The 23,325-nt window shown below is 38.3% G+C and carries 27 protein-coding genes; 1 reads left to right on the plus strand and 26 read right to left on the minus strand.

What is annotated here, in order from left to right:
- The 15 genes from H027_RS18560 to H027_RS0116620 form a co-directional block, all read right to left on the minus strand.
- The coding region (locus H027_RS18560; RefSeq protein ID WP_161632475.1) for a restriction endonuclease at positions 1-614 on the minus strand (614 nt) is incomplete at its 3' end.
- 557 nt (positions 615-1,171) lie between these two features.
- Positions 1,172-1,987 (minus strand): HNH endonuclease, encoded by an 816-nt coding sequence (locus H027_RS18565; protein ID WP_024873542.1) that lies wholly within the window; start codon positions 1,985-1,987, stop codon positions 1,172-1,174.
- 164 nt (positions 1,988-2,151) lie between these two features.
- Positions 2,152-2,451, minus strand: coding sequence for a HigA family addiction module antitoxin (locus H027_RS0116555; protein ID WP_024873543.1), 300 nt, complete (start codon positions 2,449-2,451; stop codon positions 2,152-2,154).
- Complete coding sequence (locus tag H027_RS0116560) at positions 2,451-2,729, minus strand: type II toxin-antitoxin system RelE/ParE family toxin (protein WP_024873544.1); 279 nt, start codon at positions 2,727-2,729, stop codon at positions 2,451-2,453. The genes H027_RS0116555 and H027_RS0116560 overlap by 1 nt, the downstream gene beginning before the upstream one ends.
- 93 nt (positions 2,730-2,822) lie before the next feature.
- Positions 2,823-3,275, minus strand: a complete 453-nt coding sequence (locus H027_RS0116565; RefSeq protein WP_024873545.1) for a hypothetical protein — start codon at positions 3,273-3,275, stop codon at positions 2,823-2,825.
- Between the two features lie 295 nt (positions 3,276-3,570).
- Positions 3,571-4,002: a T6SS immunity protein Tdi1 domain-containing protein gene (locus H027_RS0116570; RefSeq protein ID WP_202593507.1), complete on the minus strand. Its 432-nt coding sequence runs from the start codon at positions 4,000-4,002 to the stop codon at positions 3,571-3,573.
- A gap of 507 nt (positions 4,003-4,509) precedes the next feature.
- Positions 4,510-5,457: a sce7725 family protein gene (locus H027_RS0116575; protein WP_024873547.1), complete on the minus strand. Its 948-nt coding sequence runs from the start codon at positions 5,455-5,457 to the stop codon at positions 4,510-4,512.
- Positions 5,458-5,474: 17 nt separating this feature from the next.
- Positions 5,475-6,323, minus strand: a complete 849-nt coding sequence (locus tag H027_RS0116580; RefSeq protein WP_024873548.1) for a sce7726 family protein — start codon at positions 6,321-6,323, stop codon at positions 5,475-5,477.
- Positions 6,324-6,515: 192 nt separating this feature from the next.
- The gene (locus H027_RS0116585; protein WP_024873549.1) at positions 6,516-7,232 is read right to left on the minus strand and encodes a hypothetical protein; all 717 of its coding nucleotides are present in this window, start codon (positions 7,230-7,232) and stop codon (positions 6,516-6,518) included.
- An 82-nt stretch (positions 7,233-7,314) separates the two neighbouring features.
- On the minus strand, positions 7,315-8,379 hold the full coding sequence (locus tag H027_RS0116590; protein WP_024873550.1) for a TonB C-terminal domain-containing protein: 1,065 nt from the start codon (positions 8,377-8,379) through the stop codon (positions 7,315-7,317).
- 151 nt (positions 8,380-8,530) lie between these two features.
- Positions 8,531-8,821, minus strand: coding sequence for an excalibur calcium-binding domain-containing protein (locus H027_RS19040; protein WP_024873551.1), 291 nt, complete (start codon positions 8,819-8,821; stop codon positions 8,531-8,533).
- A 22-nt stretch (positions 8,822-8,843) separates the two neighbouring features.
- Complete coding sequence (locus H027_RS0116600; protein WP_081741593.1) at positions 8,844-9,260, minus strand: DUF3465 domain-containing protein; 417 nt, start codon at positions 9,258-9,260, stop codon at positions 8,844-8,846.
- 305 nt (positions 9,261-9,565) lie between these two features.
- The gene (locus H027_RS0116610; RefSeq protein ID WP_024873554.1) at positions 9,566-9,970 is read right to left on the minus strand and encodes an NUDIX hydrolase; all 405 of its coding nucleotides are present in this window, start codon (positions 9,968-9,970) and stop codon (positions 9,566-9,568) included.
- Between the two features lie 76 nt (positions 9,971-10,046).
- Positions 10,047-10,523: a 2TM domain-containing protein gene (locus tag H027_RS0116615; RefSeq protein ID WP_024873555.1), complete on the minus strand. Its 477-nt coding sequence runs from the start codon at positions 10,521-10,523 to the stop codon at positions 10,047-10,049.
- 1,681 nt (positions 10,524-12,204) lie between these two features.
- Positions 12,205-12,936, minus strand: coding sequence for a sulfite exporter TauE/SafE family protein (locus tag H027_RS0116620; protein ID WP_024873556.1), 732 nt, complete (start codon positions 12,934-12,936; stop codon positions 12,205-12,207).
- A 481-nt stretch (positions 12,937-13,417) separates the two neighbouring features.
- Between H027_RS0116620 and H027_RS0116625 the strand changes: the two genes are divergently transcribed.
- Positions 13,418-13,669, plus strand: a complete 252-nt coding sequence (locus H027_RS0116625) for a hypothetical protein (protein ID WP_024873557.1) — start codon at positions 13,418-13,420, stop codon at positions 13,667-13,669.
- 430 nt (positions 13,670-14,099) lie between these two features.
- On the opposite strand, the gene H027_RS0116630 is transcribed toward H027_RS0116625, so the two are convergent.
- From H027_RS0116630 to H027_RS0116680, 11 genes are all read right to left on the minus strand, one after another.
- Positions 14,100-14,504, minus strand: a complete 405-nt coding sequence (locus H027_RS0116630) for an NUDIX hydrolase (protein ID WP_024873558.1) — start codon at positions 14,502-14,504, stop codon at positions 14,100-14,102.
- Between the two features lie 66 nt (positions 14,505-14,570).
- Positions 14,571-15,203: an EcsC family protein gene (locus H027_RS0116635; protein WP_024873559.1), complete on the minus strand. Its 633-nt coding sequence runs from the start codon at positions 15,201-15,203 to the stop codon at positions 14,571-14,573.
- 112 nt (positions 15,204-15,315) lie between these two features.
- Positions 15,316-16,191, minus strand: a complete 876-nt coding sequence (locus tag H027_RS0116640) for a hypothetical protein (RefSeq protein ID WP_024873560.1) — start codon at positions 16,189-16,191, stop codon at positions 15,316-15,318.
- 1,796 nt (positions 16,192-17,987) lie between these two features.
- Positions 17,988-18,338 (minus strand): DUF3147 family protein, encoded by a 351-nt coding sequence (locus H027_RS0116645; protein ID WP_024873561.1) that lies wholly within the window; start codon positions 18,336-18,338, stop codon positions 17,988-17,990.
- Positions 18,339-18,415: 77 nt separating this feature from the next.
- A complete protein-coding gene (locus H027_RS0116650; protein ID WP_038150153.1) occupies positions 18,416-18,811 on the minus strand; it encodes a GFA family protein in 396 nt (131 codons plus the stop codon).
- A gap of 99 nt (positions 18,812-18,910) precedes the next feature.
- The gene (locus H027_RS18145; RefSeq protein ID WP_038150155.1) at positions 18,911-19,198 is read right to left on the minus strand and encodes a type II toxin-antitoxin system RelE/ParE family toxin; all 288 of its coding nucleotides are present in this window, start codon (positions 19,196-19,198) and stop codon (positions 18,911-18,913) included.
- Complete coding sequence (locus tag H027_RS0116660) at positions 19,198-19,467, minus strand: type II toxin-antitoxin system Phd/YefM family antitoxin (protein ID WP_024873563.1); 270 nt, start codon at positions 19,465-19,467, stop codon at positions 19,198-19,200. Before H027_RS0116660 ends, H027_RS18145 begins: the two co-directional genes overlap by 1 nt.
- 153 nt (positions 19,468-19,620) lie before the next feature.
- Positions 19,621-20,619: a hypothetical protein gene (locus tag H027_RS0116665; protein ID WP_024873564.1), complete on the minus strand. Its 999-nt coding sequence runs from the start codon at positions 20,617-20,619 to the stop codon at positions 19,621-19,623.
- Between the two features lie 92 nt (positions 20,620-20,711).
- Positions 20,712-21,173 carry a MarR family winged helix-turn-helix transcriptional regulator gene (locus tag H027_RS0116670; protein WP_024873565.1) on the minus strand — a complete coding sequence of 154 codons (462 nt, stop codon included), beginning with the start codon at positions 21,171-21,173 and terminating at the stop codon, positions 20,712-20,714.
- Entirely contained in the window at positions 21,151-21,585 is a 435-nt protein-coding gene (locus H027_RS0116675) for an SRPBCC domain-containing protein (protein WP_024873566.1), read from the minus strand. Before H027_RS0116675 ends, H027_RS0116670 begins: the two co-directional genes overlap by 23 nt.
- A 127-nt stretch (positions 21,586-21,712) precedes the next feature.
- Positions 21,713-23,221 (minus strand): ATP-dependent nuclease, encoded by a 1,509-nt coding sequence (locus H027_RS0116680; RefSeq protein WP_024873567.1) that lies wholly within the window; start codon positions 23,219-23,221, stop codon positions 21,713-21,715.
- Between the last annotated feature and the right edge of the window lie 104 nt (positions 23,222-23,325).

A 23,325-nucleotide genomic window follows, 5' to 3' on the forward strand; every position in this document is an offset into this window, starting at 1 on the left:
AATAAATTCACATTTTCAATGATGTTTTCACCTTCATTCTTTACGTGACTTCGTATTAGGTCTGCTATCTTAATGACAGGATTGTTATTTTCATCTAATAAAAAATCATTGCCGTTTATCATGTAGTTAAAATTTAATTCAGTAATATTGTTTCTTTTTAAGGCGCTAACGATGCTATCTCTGCTAAATTGGAATTGTAAATTATCAATGTTGCTTTGTGTCGGATTCATCGTTAAATGGATAGATTGTAATAAGTGGTTAACTGTAACTAACCTGATATTATTTTCTTTCGCTAAGAGTAAAGCTCCTTTTTGGAATGATGATGTTGTTGCAATTATGCCGTTTGCATTTCCAATGTCATTTAAAACTGACGCAAATGCTGCAACATGAAGTTTCTTAACTGAAGATGAGTAATTTTTACATTCCACACAAGTTCTATAAGTAGTACCTGCGGCTTTAAACTCCCAGAATACATCAATTTGATGTTTGGCTCCGCTTTTGCCGATTAGAGTGATATTGTGTTCAACTCGTAAATTGTCAAAGCCATCATAGTTGAGCATTCCTTGATGTATTGTGGCCACTAATTTTTCATATTCAGTATTTACATTCGTCAAATAGGTAACCTCTTTGAGCATAACTATAAGTTAAACGGCGGCACGCAGTGCCGTCCAGTGAGCAACGCGAACGTGTTTAAACGCCTTGTTAGGTAGGAGAACAAAAGAAATATCTTTTATTCATCACCACTGGACTGGCTAATTGGTACACAGACTTCAATGCTGCCACTGCACCCGCTTTAAACCACCGCTCGGAATTACCCACCGACAGATTTGAAACTGCCGGTTTACGTTATGTTTCACTGACATCATTCAGGAAACGGGCAGTGGTCGTTTCAAACCAAAACGCCCGGATGATGAGCCGCTCCAGGCGTACACACCGACGGCCTTGAAGGTTGCCGAAGACATAACCAGTGCGGATTTGAATTACACACTGTAGTGAGATCATGCGTTATGCAAGGCAACCATTTCACCGGAAGTGAGCCGCAAACAACATGGAACCCTCATACCAGCCGCTGTAAGGCTCGAATTTTCCGTAAAAAATTAAGAAAATTAATTACCTAACTTTTACTTATGGGGCGGTTGAAAACCGTCCCACATTAAGTTTTTGTTAGGCGTTACCCCTGAAATTTATATTTACGATGCCAATCGAGATACTCATGATGGCCAAGTTCTATTTTTTCTAATCGTAATGTATTGGTAAGATGCAAATGGGAAATCTGATCACTAATTTTTTCACTCAATAAGATAAAACCTGCCGCATCAAAACTGATATAACCTAATTCAAATAACAAGTCTAATGTTGGGTTTAATAATAGTCCATTATAGACATCTAAACGCTCAGTGTCAGTTGATTCACACCAAGGCTTTATATGTGATGCTCGTAATAATGATTGGTTGGTGACATTAGATACGGCGCATTTCCCCCAATAAGAAACTAATTTAGCTCTAAATACATCTTGACCAATTCTAGTGTTTTGTGTGGAACTACCTGTCGTATTTTTTGGATTATCACTTGTCGCTATATCTACATCACTATCACCGTTACCGGTTGAATTGCTTGCCAGATAATTTATCAGGTCATTTAACGATTTTTCATGAGATATATTTATGTTAATGCCAAATTCTATATCCTTTTTTCCTTTTCGAGATCTCAATTCAAAACCTTTAAGGTTAGAATTATGATAAAAATTATCCCAATCAATTTCAATGCCAGAAATTTTATCTAAATCATGCTTTAGAGATTGATAATTTGAGTGAATAACAAGAGGTGATTTGGCTACAAAACCTTGTTTTGATTTTTTATCTGGAGTTTTTGTGTAAATTGGGTGTTTGATGTTTTTTATTTTAAAACCATTTATTCTTTCGTGTTTTATATGTTGTGTAAAACCATATTTTATTAATAACTTTTCTATTTCTATTGAGTTTAGCATGTTAAGTCTTCTATGAAGTGTTTAGGTCACAGTAAGATAAAATCTGTATTTAGGCTTTTCTAGCGTTTTCGTTGGCTATTTGTCGAAAAAGATGAAACTAGTGGTTTAGCGCCTAACTATTACTTATGGGGCAGCACGTAGTGCTGTCCGCCATTAAGTTTTTGTTAAGCTGTAAGCGAGGTAAGATTCAGCGGATGAACATTTGAAAGATTCAGTGTTTGACGGGCTTGCCATAATTCATAGTTATCTTGCATAGCAAGCCAGCTTTCAGGTGTACGACCTAGCACTTTAGATAACCGCAATGCCATTTCTGGTGTGACTGAACTTTGACCTTTAAGAATACGGCTCAATGTTGATGCGGCAACGCCAAGGTGAGAGGCAAGATTGCGGCAACTGATGCCATATGGTTCTAAATAAATAGATTCAATAAACTCACCTGGGTGAGGGGGATTATACATAGCCATTAGTGGTAATCCTCATAGTTAAGGATGTACGCATTACCATCCTGAAACTCAAATGTGACTCGCCAGTTTCCATTAACTGATATCGACCAAGTGCCAGCTCGCTCTCCTTTTAGAGGATGAAGATCAAAGCCGGGAAGATCGACGTCATCAATGACCTGCGCCGTATCGATTGCAGCCAACTGCATTCTCAGTTTCTTTGTGTGTTTTGGCTGAATACCTGCGGTATTGCCATCTTCAAAGAATTGCCTGAGGCCTTTATGTTTGAATGATTTGATCATGATGAAAGTGTAGCGTGTTGCGCAACAACTGACAAGAGCTTAACTTCAACTTGTGGGGTTGCGTAGCAATCCCACACCAAGTTTTTGTTATGCCTAGAACCATACTGGATCGTTATACCCAGTATCATTCGGCATAGTTTTCATTTTAATAAAGACTGCGAATCTATAGCCTAATTGAGCTTTAAAAGCTTGAAGTTTTAGATAATCAAAATCATCAGGAATGTTGCTTGTGGTCTTTTTCATTTCAACCACTAATAGATTGTTTTGTTCACCTCTTCGATGAACAATAATGTCAGGAAAAACAGTTTTACCATTTGTGTCTGTAGATTCACTGTCAATTTCTTCTATATTTAATCGTTTAGGATTTTCGATAGCACGATTATATTCACAGTCAACATGCCAATTAGGGAATTCATTTTCTAGATAAACTGCCAATCGATGTGAAATAGAGCGTTCATTAACATTGTTACTTAATAAGAAAACATCATTTTGAACAAGAACATCTAATGCTCGAATTAGCTTTTCTCTAATTTCACGTTCTTCCATATTACCTCTATAGGGCATAACTATTACTTATGGGGCAGCACGTAGTGCTGTCCGCCATTAAGTTTTTGTTATTTGGCTTATTAGTATTTGGCGGTGAAACAACCACCAGAGAAAAAGTCAGTAACTTGATTTTATTACCAAAGTGTTTCATTTTACGGTTCTTTTACGCGTAACATGACATAAAACGTTCGTTTTCAGCCTCGAATAGTTGAATATCACTTCACCAAAAAAGAACAAAAACAGTGAAAAACAATTCATATCATTGTTAGCGATGCCAGCTGTTCGTTATGTGATTTCATGGAACCACCTTGAGTTGAATTTGTGCGCCGTCTGGAAGTTCTTCAATTTGCTTACCGAGATCACCAGAACATCTGATAATTTCAACATGAGGGGCAACCTTAACATTTTTACCACCATACTCGCCGCCTAAAACGCCAGGAATTACCATGTGGTATTTATGCCCTGGCTCTAGTGCGCCTAGATTTTTTTCGGCTTCTGCGACCATCGCAGACATGAACCAATCTTCAAGGAATTTTTCATTCTTGATGAGCACGTTGTACTCTTCGATTGACTCGGCTACAACCTTACAATAAACATCTTCTGGGCATAAACGCCAAAATTTGTCATTTAGATCTTTGATAATAAGATTTCCAAATTCGTTCACTATTACTATTTCTTGCGGTTCGATGCCAACCCAACCCCAAGAATCTTTGATTTCTTTTAGCATGTTCATCTCATTTTTTATGTATAAAATACAATATCACTTATTTAAACATTCTAATTATCAAAGCCAAAATAACTTCAAGTTAACGGGCTGGGCATAGCGAAGCGGAGACCAGTCCAGTGAGCAACGCGAACGGCGTTGAACGCCTTGTTATGCAGTATTGAAAAAATGAACCCGAATTCATCTCGGAAGTAACGATTGGTTTCTCGGACTAGCGTTCAACACTGTAAACAGAAAAAATGGTTGTAAGGAATTACCCGCTGACGGCGTTAATGTGCAGAAGCTCATAATCGCCGCATCGAAATTGCTGAAGCCCGCGGTGAAAATGTTTGGCGTATTATGAGCGGGCACCACTCTCGGTAGTGAGCCGTAAACAACACTGAACTTGCAGCCAACACCGCTTTAAAACTTGAATTTTCCGCAAAACTATCAGCAAATTAAAACTGCATAACTTTTACTTAAGGGGCGGCACGTAGTGCCGTCCAACTTAAAGTTTTTGTTAAGCTGCGATTATTTTAACACTTCGACCATGAGCTCTAGGTGATGCTTTATAGATAGTTTTTTGGTAAGCCCCAGATTCGTTATTCTACCTTCATTATGTATTTTAATGTATTCGGAAACGGCTGTTGAAAAATCGAAATAAGGTTTGTTTTTTTCTACAAAAGCGACTAAATCAGGTAGGGCTTCATGAATTAATTTGGCTTGATCTGATGTCGGATAGTCATAGACCTCAGATAGAAAGTGCTTAACCCAAATTTCATTATCATCTCGTTCTTCATGTGTTAAATGCAATGCTGCTGTATAAGGTTGAAAACCACCTTCTTTGAATTTTTCTGGTAGGATTGTATAATCACCAAATCCAAATAAACCATCATCGCTAAAATTTAAATGGTCATCAGTATAGAATTCATGATCAGGGTCTGAATATTCAGCATTTTTCTTAACTTCTCTAAAGTTATTTTTTATGGCAACACAATTGAACGATGAAAATTGTTTTTTATATCTTCTACTTACTGCGGACTCTGTGAATATGTGATATCTAAAATTATCTGAAGTTGAAGATGAAATTAACAAAGATGGATTTTCATAAGCAGTCATATGAATAAATGAAAAGTTTCTATCTTTTGTTTCTTCTAAAAATTCATGTATCTCAGCTGTTGTTGTGTTATTTGTGACAATGTAGGCAAACTCGGTGCTCGGAATCTTTTTTATTATTTCTGAAGCTAGTTTTTTCATTTCACTAGGTCTTTTAGAGAAATGACCATTGAGCGAGTTGTAAACAACAATGTGACTTATATTTTTCTCGTTAAGACACTTTAAACAAGAAAATAATGGATTAGAACCTTTAGTCACTGGTTCTATTATTGGGATGATTTTTTTGCTTGTTGTTAATTTATCCGAGCATTCTCTCAAAGCTAACAACTCATTTTGTTTTCCGCGCAAAAAAGGGAAATACATGAAAACTCCTTAATATTTTAAGCAATAACCTCATTTAAGTTGTATATGAGTTTCTCATATTTTTTTTCTGAAAAATTAGAAGTGAATAGCAAAGATAATAGTGAACTTGGTATTTTGTATGCACTTTCTTTGTGCTTCAAAATTTCATGTCTTGATTTCAAAGCTAATCTAAATTCATCGTTTATTGTGCTTTTAGGTAGTTGTGAAAAAAGTTTTCGACATTCACCTCGAACAAAGGCTGGTTGCACATTGGGTAGAAAACCAAAGTGCTTCAGTGTCAAATTGTATATTTCATTTTTGTTTAGGCAGTCAAAGACTATTTCATGTTCAAGATTGTCAATGTTTGATGTTGGTTCTCTAACTACATTTAAGGTATATTTTTTTGTTAATGATAAAACCCCAATATCATCACTTATTTCTATTAATAATTTTTTGACATCATTTTCTGGAACAACAACATATACTTTTTCGAATGCATTTTTATAAAAGCTAAGTTGATTCTGGAGTCTATTGTATGTATCAAATTCAGTTTTTATTTCATAAGCGGAAGTGCTGCCGTTCACAACTACACAATCAGCAATAACTTTTCTCACTCTAAATTCAGTGAAATATGATACATTCGCCATTTTGTGGCGACCTTTGATTATTTTTTCAGCAATAGCATTTTTGAATACATACTCATTTCTGTAGCCAGTCATCATCATTTTATAAATGCTATTGTAGGCATCAAATAGGGCTCTATAGTTAACATCAAGATGCTTTAAGATATTGTTAGCAACTTGAATGTGCCCATCATTTTCCGTTAGCAACTCCAATGTTGCTTTAGAAAAAAGATTTGATATCAAGTATTTATCTGAAATTCTCATCACTTTCTCTTAAAGTAAAATCCTAATGCTGTATTTAAAATAAGCAATAATCATCTGGTATGCGGAAAATTCTAGCATCTATATAACATCAGGTCATCGAAGGAAGCAGCTTAACTTCTATTTGTGTGGCGGCGAAGCCGTCCAACACTAAATTTTTGTTAGATTTTGATTGCCACCGAACTTTAGCTAATCTCAATAATTTGTTTTTATGTTTTTCCTAAATCTATAAACACCATTAAATGTTGTATTAACAGCACCACACATTGATCCTTCAGGGGAAGACACAAACAAATAATCGCCCAAATATTTAAAGTTGAGTTCACAATTGTTTTCTTTGGTTTTAGGGATATGAAGAAAGTCTCTTTCAGGAGATGCAGTGAAGCTGAAATCTGCAAAGTGAGGCATATCAGAAAATTTGCCGACCCAGATGGCATTACCTATGAATTTAAAAGTGTTATCGCCTGTCTTTGCTATTTTTATTTTTGCACTATCATTTTGCCATACCCCTTCCCATTTATAAGATTCCTGCTGTGGTTGGGGTGATAACAGCCATACATCCTTCGGAACCCAACCTGTCAAGACTTCAATTGGGCGTTTTCCAGGCACACCCACACAAACCCAATCACCATTTCTGTTCAGTTCTACACCCTTAAGATTGGAATACACCTGGTTGAAATATTTAGATTGTTCACCGTCTTTGGGTATGTCGCGTAATAACTGGATGGCCTTTTGTTTATGAACGAAATGGCCTTCAACAGTTGATTTAACCCAATCTACTGCGGCCATATGGTTGTCGCTATACATATCAGAACAGCCAGAGTTCTCTGCTGAATAACAATAGAGAGGGAATGTAGCTAAACTAATAGTATAAAAAATAATGGATTTTTTAATTGTATTGATCGATAACATTATCCTGAGCTCCAGTTTCCACGATTAGTTCGATAAAAAATCTAACTATTACTTATGGGGCAGCACGTAGTGCTGTCCGCCATTAAGTTTTTGTTATGTGTGTGAGGTCAAATGTTATAGTTATTGTTTTAAAATATTTATTGAAAATGTTTGAGGGAAGACTGGTTAATTCTGGAAAGGGTGATGATTTTTGAATTGCGTCTGTTGCTGCATTGTCGATAACACGATCACCACTAGATTTGATTAGTTCTATATGTTGAACAGTTGCAGCTTCATCCAGATGAATTTTGAACACAGGATTTGTTTTGGTTTGTTTATTTGGGCTAATGGAAAAGTTGTTAGCCAAGATATCTGTGATTAAATTTGCACATATTTCGATGTTATCGCATTTCTTATATTTCCTGTTTTCGTTGAAAATGAAGCCGAATGTTTTGCTAGCATCTAGATTAATAAGTTGGAGTTTGCTGTTTTTGATGGGGTATACATTCGAAAATCTAATACTATTGCTTGCTCTTTTTGAAAAGAGATCTAAGTATAGTTTATCGCTGTCATTTAGAATGGCATTATTTAATTTTGTTGGGTCTATATCAATATCTTCTGCGTAACAAATTCTAAATAAATATTGATTGTTATATCCAAAACGACGACTAGCCGTTCTAATAAGGAAGGAGCTTGGTAGTATGTAACCTTTGCTGGTGAATAGTTTTCGTTGCGTGTCATTACATGCAAAGTTGGCTATGGTCGTTCCTGCTTGATAGGATTCACCTAAGTAATTTAATGTTTCTAGATTTATTTTTGGATTCATCCATTCGGTTGTATCTTGCTTGTATTCACCAAAATCTATTTTCTTGGTTTCAATCGTGATTATTTTTGATATTTCTTTGTTCTTGTTGTCTTCAACAAAATAGTACGAATCAATGTTGTGATAAGACCCGCCACTTCCATCCGTATATGGGAAGTATTTGTTTTCATGAAGATGGCCAAAATACGAAAATTCTCTGCTTATGCTTACACTAAGTGCTGGTGTATTTTTAGAAAAAAAGACATTGTCAGTTGTTACGCCTTGAATGTTTTCTTCCTGTTTTTTTGAAAAGCTAGAGCAACCAGCAATTATTAAAAATAAAGTATATAAAAATTTGTTTTTCATACATCTAAATCCAGTTTTATTTTGCATAAGCATTACTTATGGCCTAAGTATTTGTTTATTTCTAAATTCAATGATTAACACACATAACTTCGTTTTATGCGGTGGCACGTAGTGCCATCCGACATTAAAATTTTGTTAAGTGCTTTTGCCTTTATTGACCGAACTGACGCTCGCAAGGGATGCCATCATTATCGCCATCGACTTTCATGCCTGGACAATTATCTAAGTAAAATTTGGCTTCTGCATATGAGTTCATTTCTGAACAATGCGTTTTCCCTTGGCATGAAAATACCGAAGATGACGAATTCATTTCAACCGTAGGCGAGGGCGTCGAGTCGTCTATTATTGAACTAATTGATGATGTTGGTGCGGCCGCATCAGATTTATAAAAATGCTGGAATGCGGCGACACACAATGCAATCAGGATAAAAAATTTTCTCAAGGTAAACTCCCTGTACCTTCGTTTATTGGTAGGTTTGACCGTTGTGCTTCAACCAACCGGAAACATGGCGATTTTGCGGATCATGATGCGTCCAGTGAATAACCCCACCTTTTTCATTCCACTCGTATTCACCGTAGAACTCAACGGTGTCACCTTCGTTCAGACTTTCAACTCTTGGTGCTAAGTCGATGTTATGGGCAACAAGTAATGTCTGACCAGTTGAAAGTTTTAGAATAAAACGTTGGTGCTGAGAACCCCGAGTATCATCAGGCAGCACTTTGACAACAATACCATCACCTTGGATTTGCAAATTACTTTGCTGGTTTTGATATGCCTGAGATAACGCGGCATCTGATTCGCCAGCATAAGTAAATGTGATTGGAATTAATAATGAAAGCCCAAACAGGAACGCAAAATATAGCGAGTTATGTATTTTCATAAGAGCTCTCGATTGGAAGAACTTAACTATTACTTATGGGGCAGCACGCAGTGCTGTCCGCCATTAAGTTTTTGTTATGTGATTTTGGCTGCAGCAAAAGACGGTTTTTTGAGAGCAAAAGCTACCGCACTGACTATCGACAATCAGATGCCCAACACCCGTGTTCTGCTCTTGATTTACTCATATGAACATGATGCCGAATGGTACTGAAAGAGACAAATGAAATCGGGACTCAATTAATGAAAACTGAGCTATATCAATGCTGTGCATCATATCTGTGCAAGGTAATGATAGATTGATCAGCATTAGAATTTAGCACTGGTAACAACACCCGAAAAATTAAGACAGTCAGATATGCGCTGTTGTTGGACAGCACTGAGTTCTGAAATTGAGGCATAACGAAATTCAGAATGTTCGTGGCTGAGGATGATTTTAGAAGGTGAAGCCAGTTCGCAACGGAAAATGAAAGCCTGTGAATTATAGGTAGAATGGAAATACACACCGCTGAGATAATGGATAAGAATTTCAGACCCGAGTTCTTCACGGCACTCGCGGATCAACGCTTCGTGAATGGTTTCGCCGGGCTCTAATGCACCACCAGGAAGCCCCCAGGATTTGGAACCGTAATCGGCTTTTAAAAGTAAAACGTGCCCTTCGGAATTAAGAATAACCGCATGACTACTCAGTCTGAATTTATCATCAAAAGCCATGACAACCCCTTAATCACATAACTTCGAATTATGGGGCCACGAAGTGGTCCCACATTAATTTTTTGTTATGTGATTTTTATAGTTTTCTGCCAAGGCGTTTTTCGATTTGACGCCTTTCCCAATCTGGGCTGAAGAAATGAAACACTTCAAACACATTCAATCCATGTGATAAAACACCAATGCCCCAGCCAAGCATCGGCCACCAAGCCCAGATATAGCTACGGTCGGTAGTGAAATTGATGATAAACAAGATGGAAATAACAACGACGTATTTTATGACATGGGAATAAAACCCTTTAATGTCACGCACGTATTCAATTGCTTTCTGTTCTGTCTCATCAAGTTGAGTTGTCTGATTTTCTTGAGTCATGTCATTCTCCATTTGTAGTTCAGTGACATGAACATCAAAAACAGCCGCCAGTGATTTTAATGAATCAAGACCTGGAGTTTGACCGCGTTCAATTCGCTGAATAGTGCGAATGCTTAAGCCACTCAGTTGAGCAAGTTGATCTTGAGACCAACCACGTTGAAGTCTTAATTTACGAACAATCATTGTTATCCCTCTGTCTCTGGTGTTCGACTGAAACTATGAGACAAAACAAGAAGCTGGTGTGACGACATCTTTACGACATGAACATGACAAATTAAGAAAATCAGATAGTTATAAATATGAAATTGCTTTTTACGTGGTAGCGCTGGCACACCAATATTGAATTAACTAATCACATAACTATAAGTTAAACGGCGGCACGTAGTGCCGTCCAGTGAGCAACGCGAACGTGTTTAAACGCCTTGTTAGGTAGGAGAATAAAGGAAATATCTTTTATTCATCACCGCTGGACTGGCTAATTGGTACACAGACTTCAATGTTGCCACTGCACCGGCTTCAAACCACCGCTCGGAATTACCCACCGACAGATTTGAAACTGCCGGTTTACTTTGTGTTTCACTGACATCATTCAGGAAACGGGGAGTGGTCGCCTCAAACTATGTGCCCGGATGATGAGCCGCTCCAGGCGTACACACCGACGGACTTGAAGGTTGCCGAAGACATAACCAGTGCGAGATTGAATTACATACCGGCAGTGTGATCATGAGTTATGCAAGGCAACCATTTCACCGGAAGTGAGCCGCTAACAACACGGAACCATCATACCAGCCGCTTTAAGGCTTGAATTTACCGCAAAAAAAATTAAGAAAATTAATTACCTAACTATAAGTTAAACGGCGGCACGTAGTGCCGTCCAGTGAGCAAAGCGAACGTGTTTAAACGCCTTGTTAGGTAGGAGAACAAAGGAAATATCTTTTATTCATCACCACTGGACTTGCTAATTGGTACACGGACTTCAATGTTGTCACTGCACCCACTTTAAACCACCGCTCGGAATTACCCGCCGGCAGGCTTGAAACAGCCAGTTTACTTCACGTTTCGTTGAAATTATTCAGGAAACGGGGAGTGGTTGCCCCAACGACAGCGCCCGGATGATGAGCCGCTTCAGGCGTACACACGACAGCGCTGAAGGGTTGCTGGAGACATAATGCCTCACAAAACCGAGTTAACCACACGAATGCTGAAAACTGTTATGCGTAAGCAACCCTAGACACCGGAAGTGAGCCGCAAAAACCACTGGACCATCTGCACAGCCGCTTTAAGGCTAAAATTCACCGCCAACAATTAAAGCCGCTTTTATTACCTAACTATAAGTTAAACGGCGGCACGCAGTGCCGTCCAGTGAGCAAAGCGAACGTGTTTAAATGCCTTGTTAGGTAGGAGAATAAAGGAAATATCTTTTATTCATCACCACTGTACTGGCTAATTGGTACACAGACTTCAATGCTGCCACTGCACCCGCTTTAAACCACCGCTCGGAATTACCTGCCGACAGATTTGAAACTGCCGGTTTACGTTATGTTTCACTGACATCATTCAGAAAACGGGAAGTGGTCGTTTCAAACCAAAACGCCCGGATGATGAGCCGCTCCAGGCGTACACACCGACGGACTTGAAGGTTGCCGAAGACATAACCAGTGCAAGATTGAATTCCGCACAGGAAGTGAGATCATGAGTTATGCAAGGCAACCACTTCACCGGAAGTGAGCCGCAAACAACACGGAACCCTCATACCAGCCGCTTTAAGGATCGAATTTACCGCAAAAAAATTAAGAAAATTAATTACCTAACTTCGAATTATGGGGCCACGAAGTGGTCCCACATTAATTTTTTGTTAGAATTTTTATATAAGTGCTTTTAGTGAGCCATAAGTGGTTAACACTCCTGAGCTCAAAATTAAGACAAGAGTGATTTTTTTGAACCAAATGTTGTTGATGTATTGTATCGATTTAGCACCGATTATAGTGCCGATAATCATGCTTGGTAATAGCCAAGCAATATGTTGTATTAGCGTTGGGCTAACTAAGCCGGATGAAAAATACGTGATGATTGTGACTATATTTAATATAAATCCAAAAGCGGTGATATTAGCTCGAAAAACTTCTTTCGAAACGCCTTGGTTGGATAAAAACAGAGCAACAGGTGGTCCACTCATTGATATGCTGCCATTAAGAAGACCACTCATAAACCCAACAGGAAAATAGGCGACTCGGTCATTTCTTATTGGAAATGTATGATTTGTAATAAGCAATAATGAAAAGCTTACGATAATAAAACCAGCTATTAGTTTTAGAATATTGGGGGCCATATATATCAATAAGAAAGTGCCGATAGGTGCTGCGATAAGGCTGGCGAATATCAGTAAAGATATCTTTTTTAATTCTATATGTCGCCATGTTTGCACAAGACGGATTGTGTTGGTGAAAAAACTCAAGATCACAACCAATGGTACAGCTTCAGTAAGAGGCATCATTTTTACGAGAATAGGCATTGAAATTAGAGCAAACCCAAAGCTAGTTAAACCTTGAGTAAAACCGGCGAATAATATCGTGAATATAGATATGTACAATATCATCTTTGAATTACCTAGTTTGCTATGAATAAATTCTAACTTCAAGTTAACGGGCTGGGCGTAGCGAAGCGGAGACCAGTCCAGTGAGCAACGCGAACGGCGTTGAACGCCTTGTTATGCAGTATTGAAAAAATGAACCCAAGTTCATCGCTGAAGTTGCGATTGGTTTCTCGGACTAGCGTTCAACACTGTAAACAGAAAAAATGGTTGTAAGGAATTACCCACGGCGGCGTTGATGTGCAGAAGCTCATAACCGCGTCGAATTTCTTGATGCATAACGGCGAACTAAGTTGACGTGTTATGAGCGGGCACTACTCTCGATAGTGAGCTGTAAACAACACAGGACTTGCAGCCAACACCGCTTTAAAGCTCGAATTACCCGCAAAACTATCAGCGAAATAAAACTGCATAACTTTTAATTAAACGGCGGCACGCAGTGCCGTCCAGTGAGCGATAGCGAACGGGTTTGAATTAGTTGTTAGGTATGAACAAAGAAAAATATATTCATCATCAACAACAAAACTGGCTAAGTGGAACCACAGGCTGCAATGTTGCAACTGGGCCAGCTTTAAACAACCGCTTGGAATTACTCGCCGACAATATCGATGCAGCGAAATTTGCTGAAACATCGACTGACTTATTCAGTGAGCGGGAGTGGTTGCTAAAAACACTGTGCCGCGATGATGAGCCGCTTAGGCGTTACACACTGACAGCGCTGATGGTTGCCGACACGTAACCCGCGCAGGCTTTCAGTTTGCCACTTCACGTGAATTCATGTGTTGCGCGAGGCAACCCACGCTCAGATAGTGAGCCGTAAAAACCACTAGACCATCTGCACAGCCGCTTTAGGGCTTGAATTCACAGCAAGCAATGAAGCTGCTTTTATTACCTAACTTCGTTTTATGCGGTGGCACGTAGTGCCATCCGACATTAAAATTTTGTTATGTGATTTTGTCTTGCAGCAAACAAGTCGATTTTGAGAGGCATGGCTACCGCACTGATTAATGACAGATCAGATGCCCAACACCGATTTTCTGCTTTTGATTTGCTCATAGAAACATGATGCCGAATGGTGCTAACAGAGACAAATGAAATCGAGGACTCAATTAAGTAAAACTGAGCTATATCAAGGTTATGAGCTGATTTAGCAGGATAAACGAATTGCGTTAAAACTTGGCACTGACGACAACTCCAGAATAATTAAGACAGTCAGAAATGCGCTGTTGTTGGACGCCACTGAGTTCTGAAATTGCGGCATAACGAAATTCAGAATGTTCGTTGCTGAGGATGATGTTAGAAGGTGAGGGCAGTTCACAGCGAAAAATGAAAGCCTGTGAATTGTAGGCTGAATGGAAATACACACCGCTGAGATAATTGATGAGAACGTCAGAACCCAGTTCTTCACGGCACTCTCGGAGCAAGGCTTCGTGAATGGTTTCGCCAGGTTCTAATGCACCACCAGGAAGCCCCCAAGATTTAGCGCCATAATCAGCTTTTAAGAGCAAAACTTCGCCGACAGAATTGAGAATAACAGCGTGACTGCTGAGTCTGAATTTATCATCAAAGGCCATGACTACCTCTAATCACATAACTTTTACTTATGGGGCGGCTGAAAGCCGTCCGCCATTAAGTTTTTGTTAAACTTTTGCAACAAACGTATCTCTCGCAATATTTCCTATTGTATTTGTTGCTACTGAATCAAAAGTGGCGCCGATTAATCCGCCTATAATAGGAACAGCTTTGCCAAGATTTATGGCTCCTGTTTGTCCAAATTTTGTTATGAGTCTAAAACCGACAGCTTGATTTATCTTCACAATAACTTCTTGCGATATATTTTTAATTGCCTGCTGAGTAAGTTTAGTGCCTACTGTAATACCAATATCTTTAATAATGTCCTTAGCTGCATTACCACACAAACATGTATAAACAAGAGTTTTAATTCTGTCGTCTTTCAAATTATGCCCCCCCATATGGGCAATCGCAGCTATCATTCTAACTTGAACATACATCACAGAAGTTATATTTGCTGGGATTGTTACTGGCATAAGAGCAAAACCACCTAGTCCATTTATAAAGCCTGATGTGCCTGCTTTTGTGTTTTGCCATCTAATTAATGAATTAACTTTATCTGTAATTGTACCGTCGCTATTAATATAGTCATCTGCTAGTTCAATTGCTGAATCTAAACCAGGAATTCCACCTTCTACGGCCTTCTCGTATGTCCAGTCAAGAGCAGCCATTATTTTATTTTGAGTCACTTTCTCAGTCATTATTGTTTCCTTTAAATAAAATCAAAATGTTTCTGTTTAATCGGGGGCTAACTAAAGTTTAACTTCAACTTGTGGGGTTGCGTAGCAATCCCACACCAAGTTTTTGTTAGATTTATCTTGAAAATCTCAAAAAGTAATTTGCTTTAGGAGTGAGTTTTAACTGGAAATCTTCAGTGTAAGTTAACTTATGTTTTTCACAGTATATTCTAGCTTTTGAAACTTCTGGGTCGGCATCAAAACTAGATTTTCCATAGTGAGGGGATGCTTTAATATTTCTGATATTTTTTATTGCTTCATCTTTATCTATAAGACCTGATGTTAATTCATTCAGCCATGTTTTTTCAAGGCGTGAACCATAGTTGAATATGAACGTATTCTCATAATTTTCATCTGAATTCTTACTTATGTTGTTTGCAATCCATACCGTAAATATAGCTATTGATGTATAAATAACCAGTGATAAATTTGATGAAGATGATGCAAACTTAGATAACTCATTGATGGTTGATAATGGGGTGAATTTTGATAAATATAATAAAACGTAAAGTATGCTCATTATGAATATGAATAGTGAGTTTTTCCTAAGCAGCTCAATTTTTTCTAATCTAAATTTTTCATTTTCATAATGTTTATATGCGGCAGAGTTCGATTCTATTATGGCTGAATCTCTAAGTTCGGTCAAAGAAACCAAATAATTACTTGCGCGAGATGAATTCATGCTGTTTTTTTTGTAAAATTTATCGAAAGCTTTAAGTGATAGTGGTAAAAATAGGGCATGGATAAATAGGAATATTAGCATGTATTCAATCATTGATCGAACGTCAATATATTGTTGATTTGATAAACTGACCAAGCTAAGTGTTTCATTGTTGTATTTTAATGAAAAATATATGTCAGAATACATTATCAACCCGAGTATGAATAAGAATCCGTTTGTATTGGTAAATCTCTCAATGAAGAGGATGTTTTTTGTTTGATTTTCAACCATGTCTTTATCCAATAATCTAACTTCAAGTTAACGGGCTGGGCGTAGCGAAGCGAAGACCAGTCCAGTGAGCAAAGCGAACGGCGTTGAACGCCTTGTTATGCAGTATTGAAAAAACGAACCCGATTTCATCTCGAAAGTAACGACTGGTTTCTCGGGCTAGCGTTCAACTCCGCAAATAGAAAAAGTGGTTGTAAGGAATTACTCACGACGGCGCTGATGTGCAGAAGCTCATAATCGCCGAGCCAAATTTGCTGCAGCTCACGGCTAACTTTGTTTGGCGTATTATGAGCGGGCACTACGCTTCGGTAGTGAGCCGTAAATAACACTGAACTTGCAGGCAACACTGCTTTAAAACTCGAATTACACGCAAAACTACCAGCGAAATAAAACTGCATAACTTCAAGTTAACGGGCTGGGCGTAGCGAAGCGGAGACCAGTCCAGTGAGCAACGCGAACGGCGTTGAACGCCTTGTTATGCAGTATTGAAAAAACGAACTCGAGTTCGCCTCGGAAGTAACGACTGGTTTCTCGGGCTAGCGTTCAACACTGTAAACAGAAAAAATGGTTGTAAGGAATTACCCACGACGGCGTTGATGTGCAGAAGCGCATAATCGCCGTATCGAATTTGCTGAAGCTCACGACTGATATTGTTTGGCGTATTATGAGCGGGCACTACTCTCGGTAGTGAGCCGTAAACAACGCAAGGCTTGCAGCCAACGCCGCTTTAAAACTCGAATTCCCCGCAAAACTACCAGCGAAATAAAACTGCATAACTATAAGTTAAACGGCGGCACGCAGTGCCGTCCAGTGAGCAAAGCGAACGTGTTTAAACGCCTTGTTAGGTAGGAGAATAAAGGAAATATTTTTTATTCATTACCACTGGACTGGCTAATTGGTACACAGACTTCAATGTTGCCACTGCACCCGCTTTAAACCACCGCTCGGAATTACCCGCCGACGGGCTTGAAACTGCCTGCTGGTTTTATGTTTCACTGTCATTATTCAGGAAACGGGGAGTGGTAGCCTCAAACTATGTGCCCGGATGATGAACCGCTCCAGGCGTACACTCCGACGGACTTGAAGGTTGCCGAAGACATAACCAGTGCAAGATCGAATTCCACACAGGAAGTGAGATCATGAGTTATGCAAAGCAATCACTTCACTGGAAGTGAGCCGCAAACAACACGGAACCCACATACCCACCGCTTTAAGGCTCGAATTTACCGCAAAAAAATTAAGAAAATTAATTACCTAACTATAAGTTAAACGGCGGCACGCGTGCCGTCCAGTGAGCAAAGCGAACGTGTTTAAACGCCTTGTTAGGTAGGAGAACAAAAGAAATATCTTTTATTCATCACCACTGGACTGGCTAATTGGGACACAGACTTCAATGCTGCCACTGCGCCCGCTTTAAACCACCGCTCGGAATTACCCGCCGACAGATTTGAAACTGCCGGTTTACTTTGTGTTCCACGGACATCATTCAGGAAACGGGGAGTGGTCGTTTCAAACCAAAACGCCCTGATGATGAGCCGCTCCAGGCGTACACACCGACGGACTTGAAGGTTGCCGAAGACATAACCAGTGCAAAATAGAATTTCACACTGGAAGTGAGATCATGAGTTATGCAAGGCAACCATTTCACCGGAAGTGAGCCGTAAACAACACGGAACCCTCATACCAGCCGCTTTAAGGCTCGAAGTTTCCACAAAATAATTAAGAAAATTAATTACCTAACTTTTACTTATGGGGCGGCTGAAAGCCGTCCGCCATTAAGTTTTTGTTAGCTGCGCTTTTTACATCAGATTTATGCCAAATCGTTTAACAAACGCAGCAAATAAAACAAATGTCACGATGGTCAACACAATGCTTATCACTAATGTCATCACAAAACCAAATCGAGACATGAAATAAGGAAACAAGATAAACATTGGCAGCGTTGGGATCACATACCAAAACGTATAATAAGCATGGTTGCTGATCTTTGTTTCCGATTGGCCTTCGACAAACAGCCAAATCAACGTCAGGATAGTGACCAAGGGTAGTGATGCAACTAATGCTCCGATGCGGTCACTTTTCTTGGCTAGTTCAGAGATCAAAACCACCATGCCAGCGGTGATCAGATATTTGGATATCAGGTAAAGCATAGGTTCCTTGGCCGTCTCGTTATCGGATCAACGTATTGCAAACCGTAACGATATCAGAACCTATGAATAAACCAACACTATGGGCGTTCATCATATTGTGGAATGTCATCATGGATTTCATCCCAAGCGGCTTTTGAACCGACAAAAATATGAGCCAAGGGTTTAACGTCAACGGGTGTATCTAAGCTGCCAATTCTGAGTCGGAGGATATCGGGTTGCGATGGGCGTCGGCTGAAAAGCGGTGTGCCACAGCATTTGCAAAAAGCACGGAAAACGCCCGGTGTGGATTCAAATTCAGAAACGAACTCTTTGCCTTTCACAAAATGGAATTCTTCTGCTTTAACTGCTGAATTGACAGCAAAAGCGGAACCGTTAGCTTTTCGGCACTTGGAGCAATGACACATCATGGTTGGCCCCAGTTCACCATGAATTTCATACTGAATGGAATTACACAAGCAACTACCTTTAAGCATCGGAATTCTCCTAAGCAGCTAACTTTTACTTAAATGGCAGCACGTAGTGCTGTCCAGTTTCAAGTTTTTGTTAAGTTCGTTTTTTGATGTTGTCGTTGATTACATCAGCTTTAAAAGCCGTTCACTTCGCCAGATTCTAATTATTTGAACTTCATCTGTTTTCAGCAGATAAACAATTCGATAGGGCGGGTGAATGAGTTCTCGGATAGACGTTAAACCGTATTCAGGAACAATGCGCCCCATTTGCGGATGCTCTGACAGATTTTCAATGTGTTCAAAAATATCAGTTACATGTTTTTCACCAATGTGCTCGACGCCTTCGAGTATATAGTGTTCTTTAATATCGATTAGATCTTCGTAAGCCGAATCAGTGATCGTAATTTTCATTAGCGCAAACCCAGTTTCTTTTTGGCATCATCAAGAGACATTGTTCTGCCTTCTTGAGCATCCGTAAGACCCTGAGCAATAGCTTTAAGAAAAGCGCACTCTTCTTCACGAGTTTCGTATTCAGCTAATGACTGAACCACAGCAACACCCCGACCTCTGCTGGTAAGAAGGATAGGGCGTTGAGTTTCAACAGTTTGATTAACAATTTTGCCTGGGTTCACTTTGAGATCTGACAATGGAACAACATCTTCAGAGAATTTCACTTGCATTTTGATGTCTCGGTTGTGACTTGTAGACCTGATTATAGCACCAGTTAACAGGTCATCAATGTTTCATCGAGGCTTGCGATGACAAACTAAGAACTTAACTTCGAATTATGGGGCCACGAAGTGGTCCCACATTAATTTTTTGTTAAACAGTTTTTACTTAATAAAATCGTTTTCAACTAAATACTTGCGTCCTCTATCTGTTATAGTATATGTTCTCTTGGAGTTATAATCATCGACAATACTTATATAGTTGACATCGTATAGAGAACTTAATATTACCCTAACTAAATCATTATTCATTACTGTGGTTCTGGATATATCCTCTGCACTTAGTTCAGCTCTGTTATTTTGCAAAAATTGGTTCAGTACGGACTCTTCTTCGGAGTTTAATAGGTTTTCGAACTTATCTGATTTTAATATGTATATTTCATTTTTCATTCTCAAATGTTTTATTTTTCTCGACTTGACTCTATCTGTAAATAATTTTTCAATTTCATTGAAAGCTTTTTCATCAGAGATCAACCCATTTGCCTTTGTCGAATTGACTATATCGTAGAATGCATACTCACCATTTTGTAGTTTCTCTGATTTGTCTATTAAATACTCGATAGTGTCAAATATTGAAGTGTTTTTGTTGGATATCGTTGAAGGGTTTTTGTCAGCCTCACTTTTCAAGGCATTGAGTTGTTCAGTAACAGCCGATAATTCTAATCTATGTTGTAGTGATAGCTCTTGATTTTCATTTTTTAATTTTGAAATTTGAAGTATTAGCTCTCTAGATTCTGCTACGCTAAGTAGTCTGTTGTCATCGTTTTTTTGTTTAATTTCTCTAAGTCTTTTTTGTCTTTGCAAACTATATTCATATACTGGAACTGCCAGCATAGGATATATATAAATATATAGCACTGTTAAAAAAGCTGGGCAGATGAATCCATCAATCAATCTGTGTGATATTGTGAATGAATACAATGCATAATGTTGATCATATATTTCACTTATCAGTGAAATTTTCACTTGAGGTTTTACATCCGATATTGCAATGATAAAAAACTTATAATTGCTGATAATCCAAGAAATGATGTAGGCTCCAAATAATGGGCTCGAACTTCTATCATATAAAAATGCTTTAATTGATTTAATAATATCTTCCATGTAATTGAACTCTCCAAAACTGTTTAACTTTTAATTAAACGGCGGCACGTAGTGCCGTCCAGTGAGCGAAGCGAACGTGTTTGAATTATTTGTTATAAGTCGTTTTGAGTAATGATTTGTTCGGTAAGATTTTTATACGAACAGAGATTTGTCTCATTTAGAACACCAAAAAACTCTTCATCAGCATTTTCAACCGCAATAATTGCATCAGCAATAATGTTATTGCCTTGAGCTGTTAACTGAACATTGACTGCTCGTTTGTCATGTTCATCAGGTGTTCTTACGACTAGACCGAATGACTCTAGCTGTCTAATTGCTTTTGACAGCGTCATTTTTTCAATTTTTGTGTGCGTAACAAGTGCTGCTTGAGTAGATAGTTGTTGGTGCTCCTGAAACCAACGCAAAGAGGCAAGAATGGCATATTGTGTTTGTGTGATTTCAAACACAGAAAGCGCTTGCGATAATCTGGCTTGCCAGAGCCCCATGAGTTTCCATAATAGAAATCCTGGACTGGCATCTGCAACATCATATTTAAAAGGGCTGTTTTCTGACATCGCGCACTTTCTTAAGTAGATTTTCAGTCTGAGTCGGTAAGCTTTCAACAATGCCTTTTGCGATAAGTCGTTTCCATAAAAAAGCCAAAGGCCCGCAAATGCGGATAGTTGATTTTAGTTCAATACAGTCAGCATGAGATATAATTTCATGTTTATCATACATTTTGGCTAGAGGTAGTTTAGTTAAGTCTGTGAAGAGACTATTTTCAACTACTTCGGTGATTTCAATTGAGAAGGTCGGCGCACCTTTGGGTTTAAATTTAAAAACGGAGCCAACCTTAAAATTAACATCTAATCGAGCAAATTCAATGTCATCTTGCCAAGTATGCCATTGATTAACATCTGTCCAGACATTCCATACTTCTTCGACGGTAACGTCCGACACCATCTGACTATAACTTTGCTGCCACATAACTAACGCCTCATGCTGTTGTGTTATTAATATGGTAAACCAGTTTACTATATACAACAACGCGTGAAGACTTATAACTTTTACTTGTGGGGCTGCGTAGCAGTCCCACACTAAGTTTTTGTTATACTTATCTTGAATTAATAATGGGTCCGAATAACTGATGTAGTTCATTAAAATTAGTTGCGTATTTTTTTAAACAATATTTTTTGTATAAATGACGATATATTTCAGTAGTATCTAAGCCTGTTGTTTGATTGATTTTATTTACAGCATATTTTACTCTGTTTTTTGCTTTATCTCTGTTGTTTTGGCCGTTGAGGATTGTATATTCATTGCTTTGTACAATTCTATCTATATGGATATGATGTCCAGAAAATAATGTTGATAACTCTTGAATTAATCTTGCATCTGTCGATTCAATCATCTCCATGAGTCCAACTTCTGGTGTGCATGGTAAAAAATTAACTTTCCCGCTAGACTGATTAAATAGATCAAGCACTCTTTGGTTATGTTCGGCTCTGGCTTTTCTTAAGGTCTCAGATTTTACGTCTTCATCTAAAAACGAGTATTTTTTTACAAAGCTGGGGAATATTTGACTTGATATGTTTAATAATTCTAAGACTTGAACAAAACCACCAATTGGTACAATTTTAAATAATGGTTGGTAAAATATATCGGGTCTGCAATGTTGAAAATAAGACCCAATCATTTGTTCTAATAATATTTTAGCTTGTTTGTCTTCCACTAAGAAAACATAGTCAGCATTCAATTCATCATCATATGCTATTTCACTAAGAACTTGAGCAGGATAAACGTTTGTTTGGCTCTCATAATGACGAGCGTTTGTTTCTTTAATAAAAATTATATTTTTTCTTTTTATGTTTTTTATTAGTGTTGCTGAGTGTGTTGAAAATAAAATTGTTAAATTTTTATCTTTGGCTATTCTCTGAATTCTTTCTAATAGTCTAACTTGAGCTTGAGGATGTAGTGCCATTTCAATTTCATCTATCAAGACAAGACTATTTTCTTCAATGTTGCTTAATTTAGATGATAATTTGAGCACGCATAGTTCACCTAAACTAAAGTTCTTTTCGGAATAATAATAAGTTGCACCTTGTGAGGTGTATGGAATCAAATATGCCTGACTTCCTTGACCTCGTTGTGTGTTAACGTATTTTAAATTTCGCCATTTTTGATCATTCAATACATGTTCTAAAAACTCTTTAATTGAGTCATCAGCAGAACGAACAGATCTTGGTCTGATATCATCTGCAACTGGTTCAACGCGTTCTCCATTGGCTTCAATAAATTTAACAGCTACGTATGGATATTCATTAAATAGATTTGAATTGCTTTGTGGCGTAGCTCGCCATCTCTGTCCACCATATTTGTAGGTTACGGATTTGTTGTTTATTTCATAGGTGATTTTTGATTCACTAAATGAGTCAAGTCTATTTTCAAACTTACTTGTCCTGTAGTAACGTTGAAAGGCATAACTTGACCCAATTCGATATAAAGCTGCGAGTAAGCTTGTTTTGCCTGAACCATTTAGTCCGGTAACGAGCCAAACACCTTTCCCTGGAATGGAGAATTCAAGTTTTTTTATTTTCTTTATCTTTTCAAGTGTGATTTTCATATAAATATATCTAAGTTGGATAAGTATAACTATTACTTATGGGGCAGCACGTAGTGCTGTCCACCATTAAGTTTTTGTTATGTTTTGGGTGATAACGACAAATT

It is taken from the genome of Tolumonas lignilytica (assembly GCF_000527035.1).
Classification (GTDB): Bacteria; Pseudomonadota; Gammaproteobacteria; order Enterobacterales; family Aeromonadaceae; genus Tolumonas; species Tolumonas lignilytica.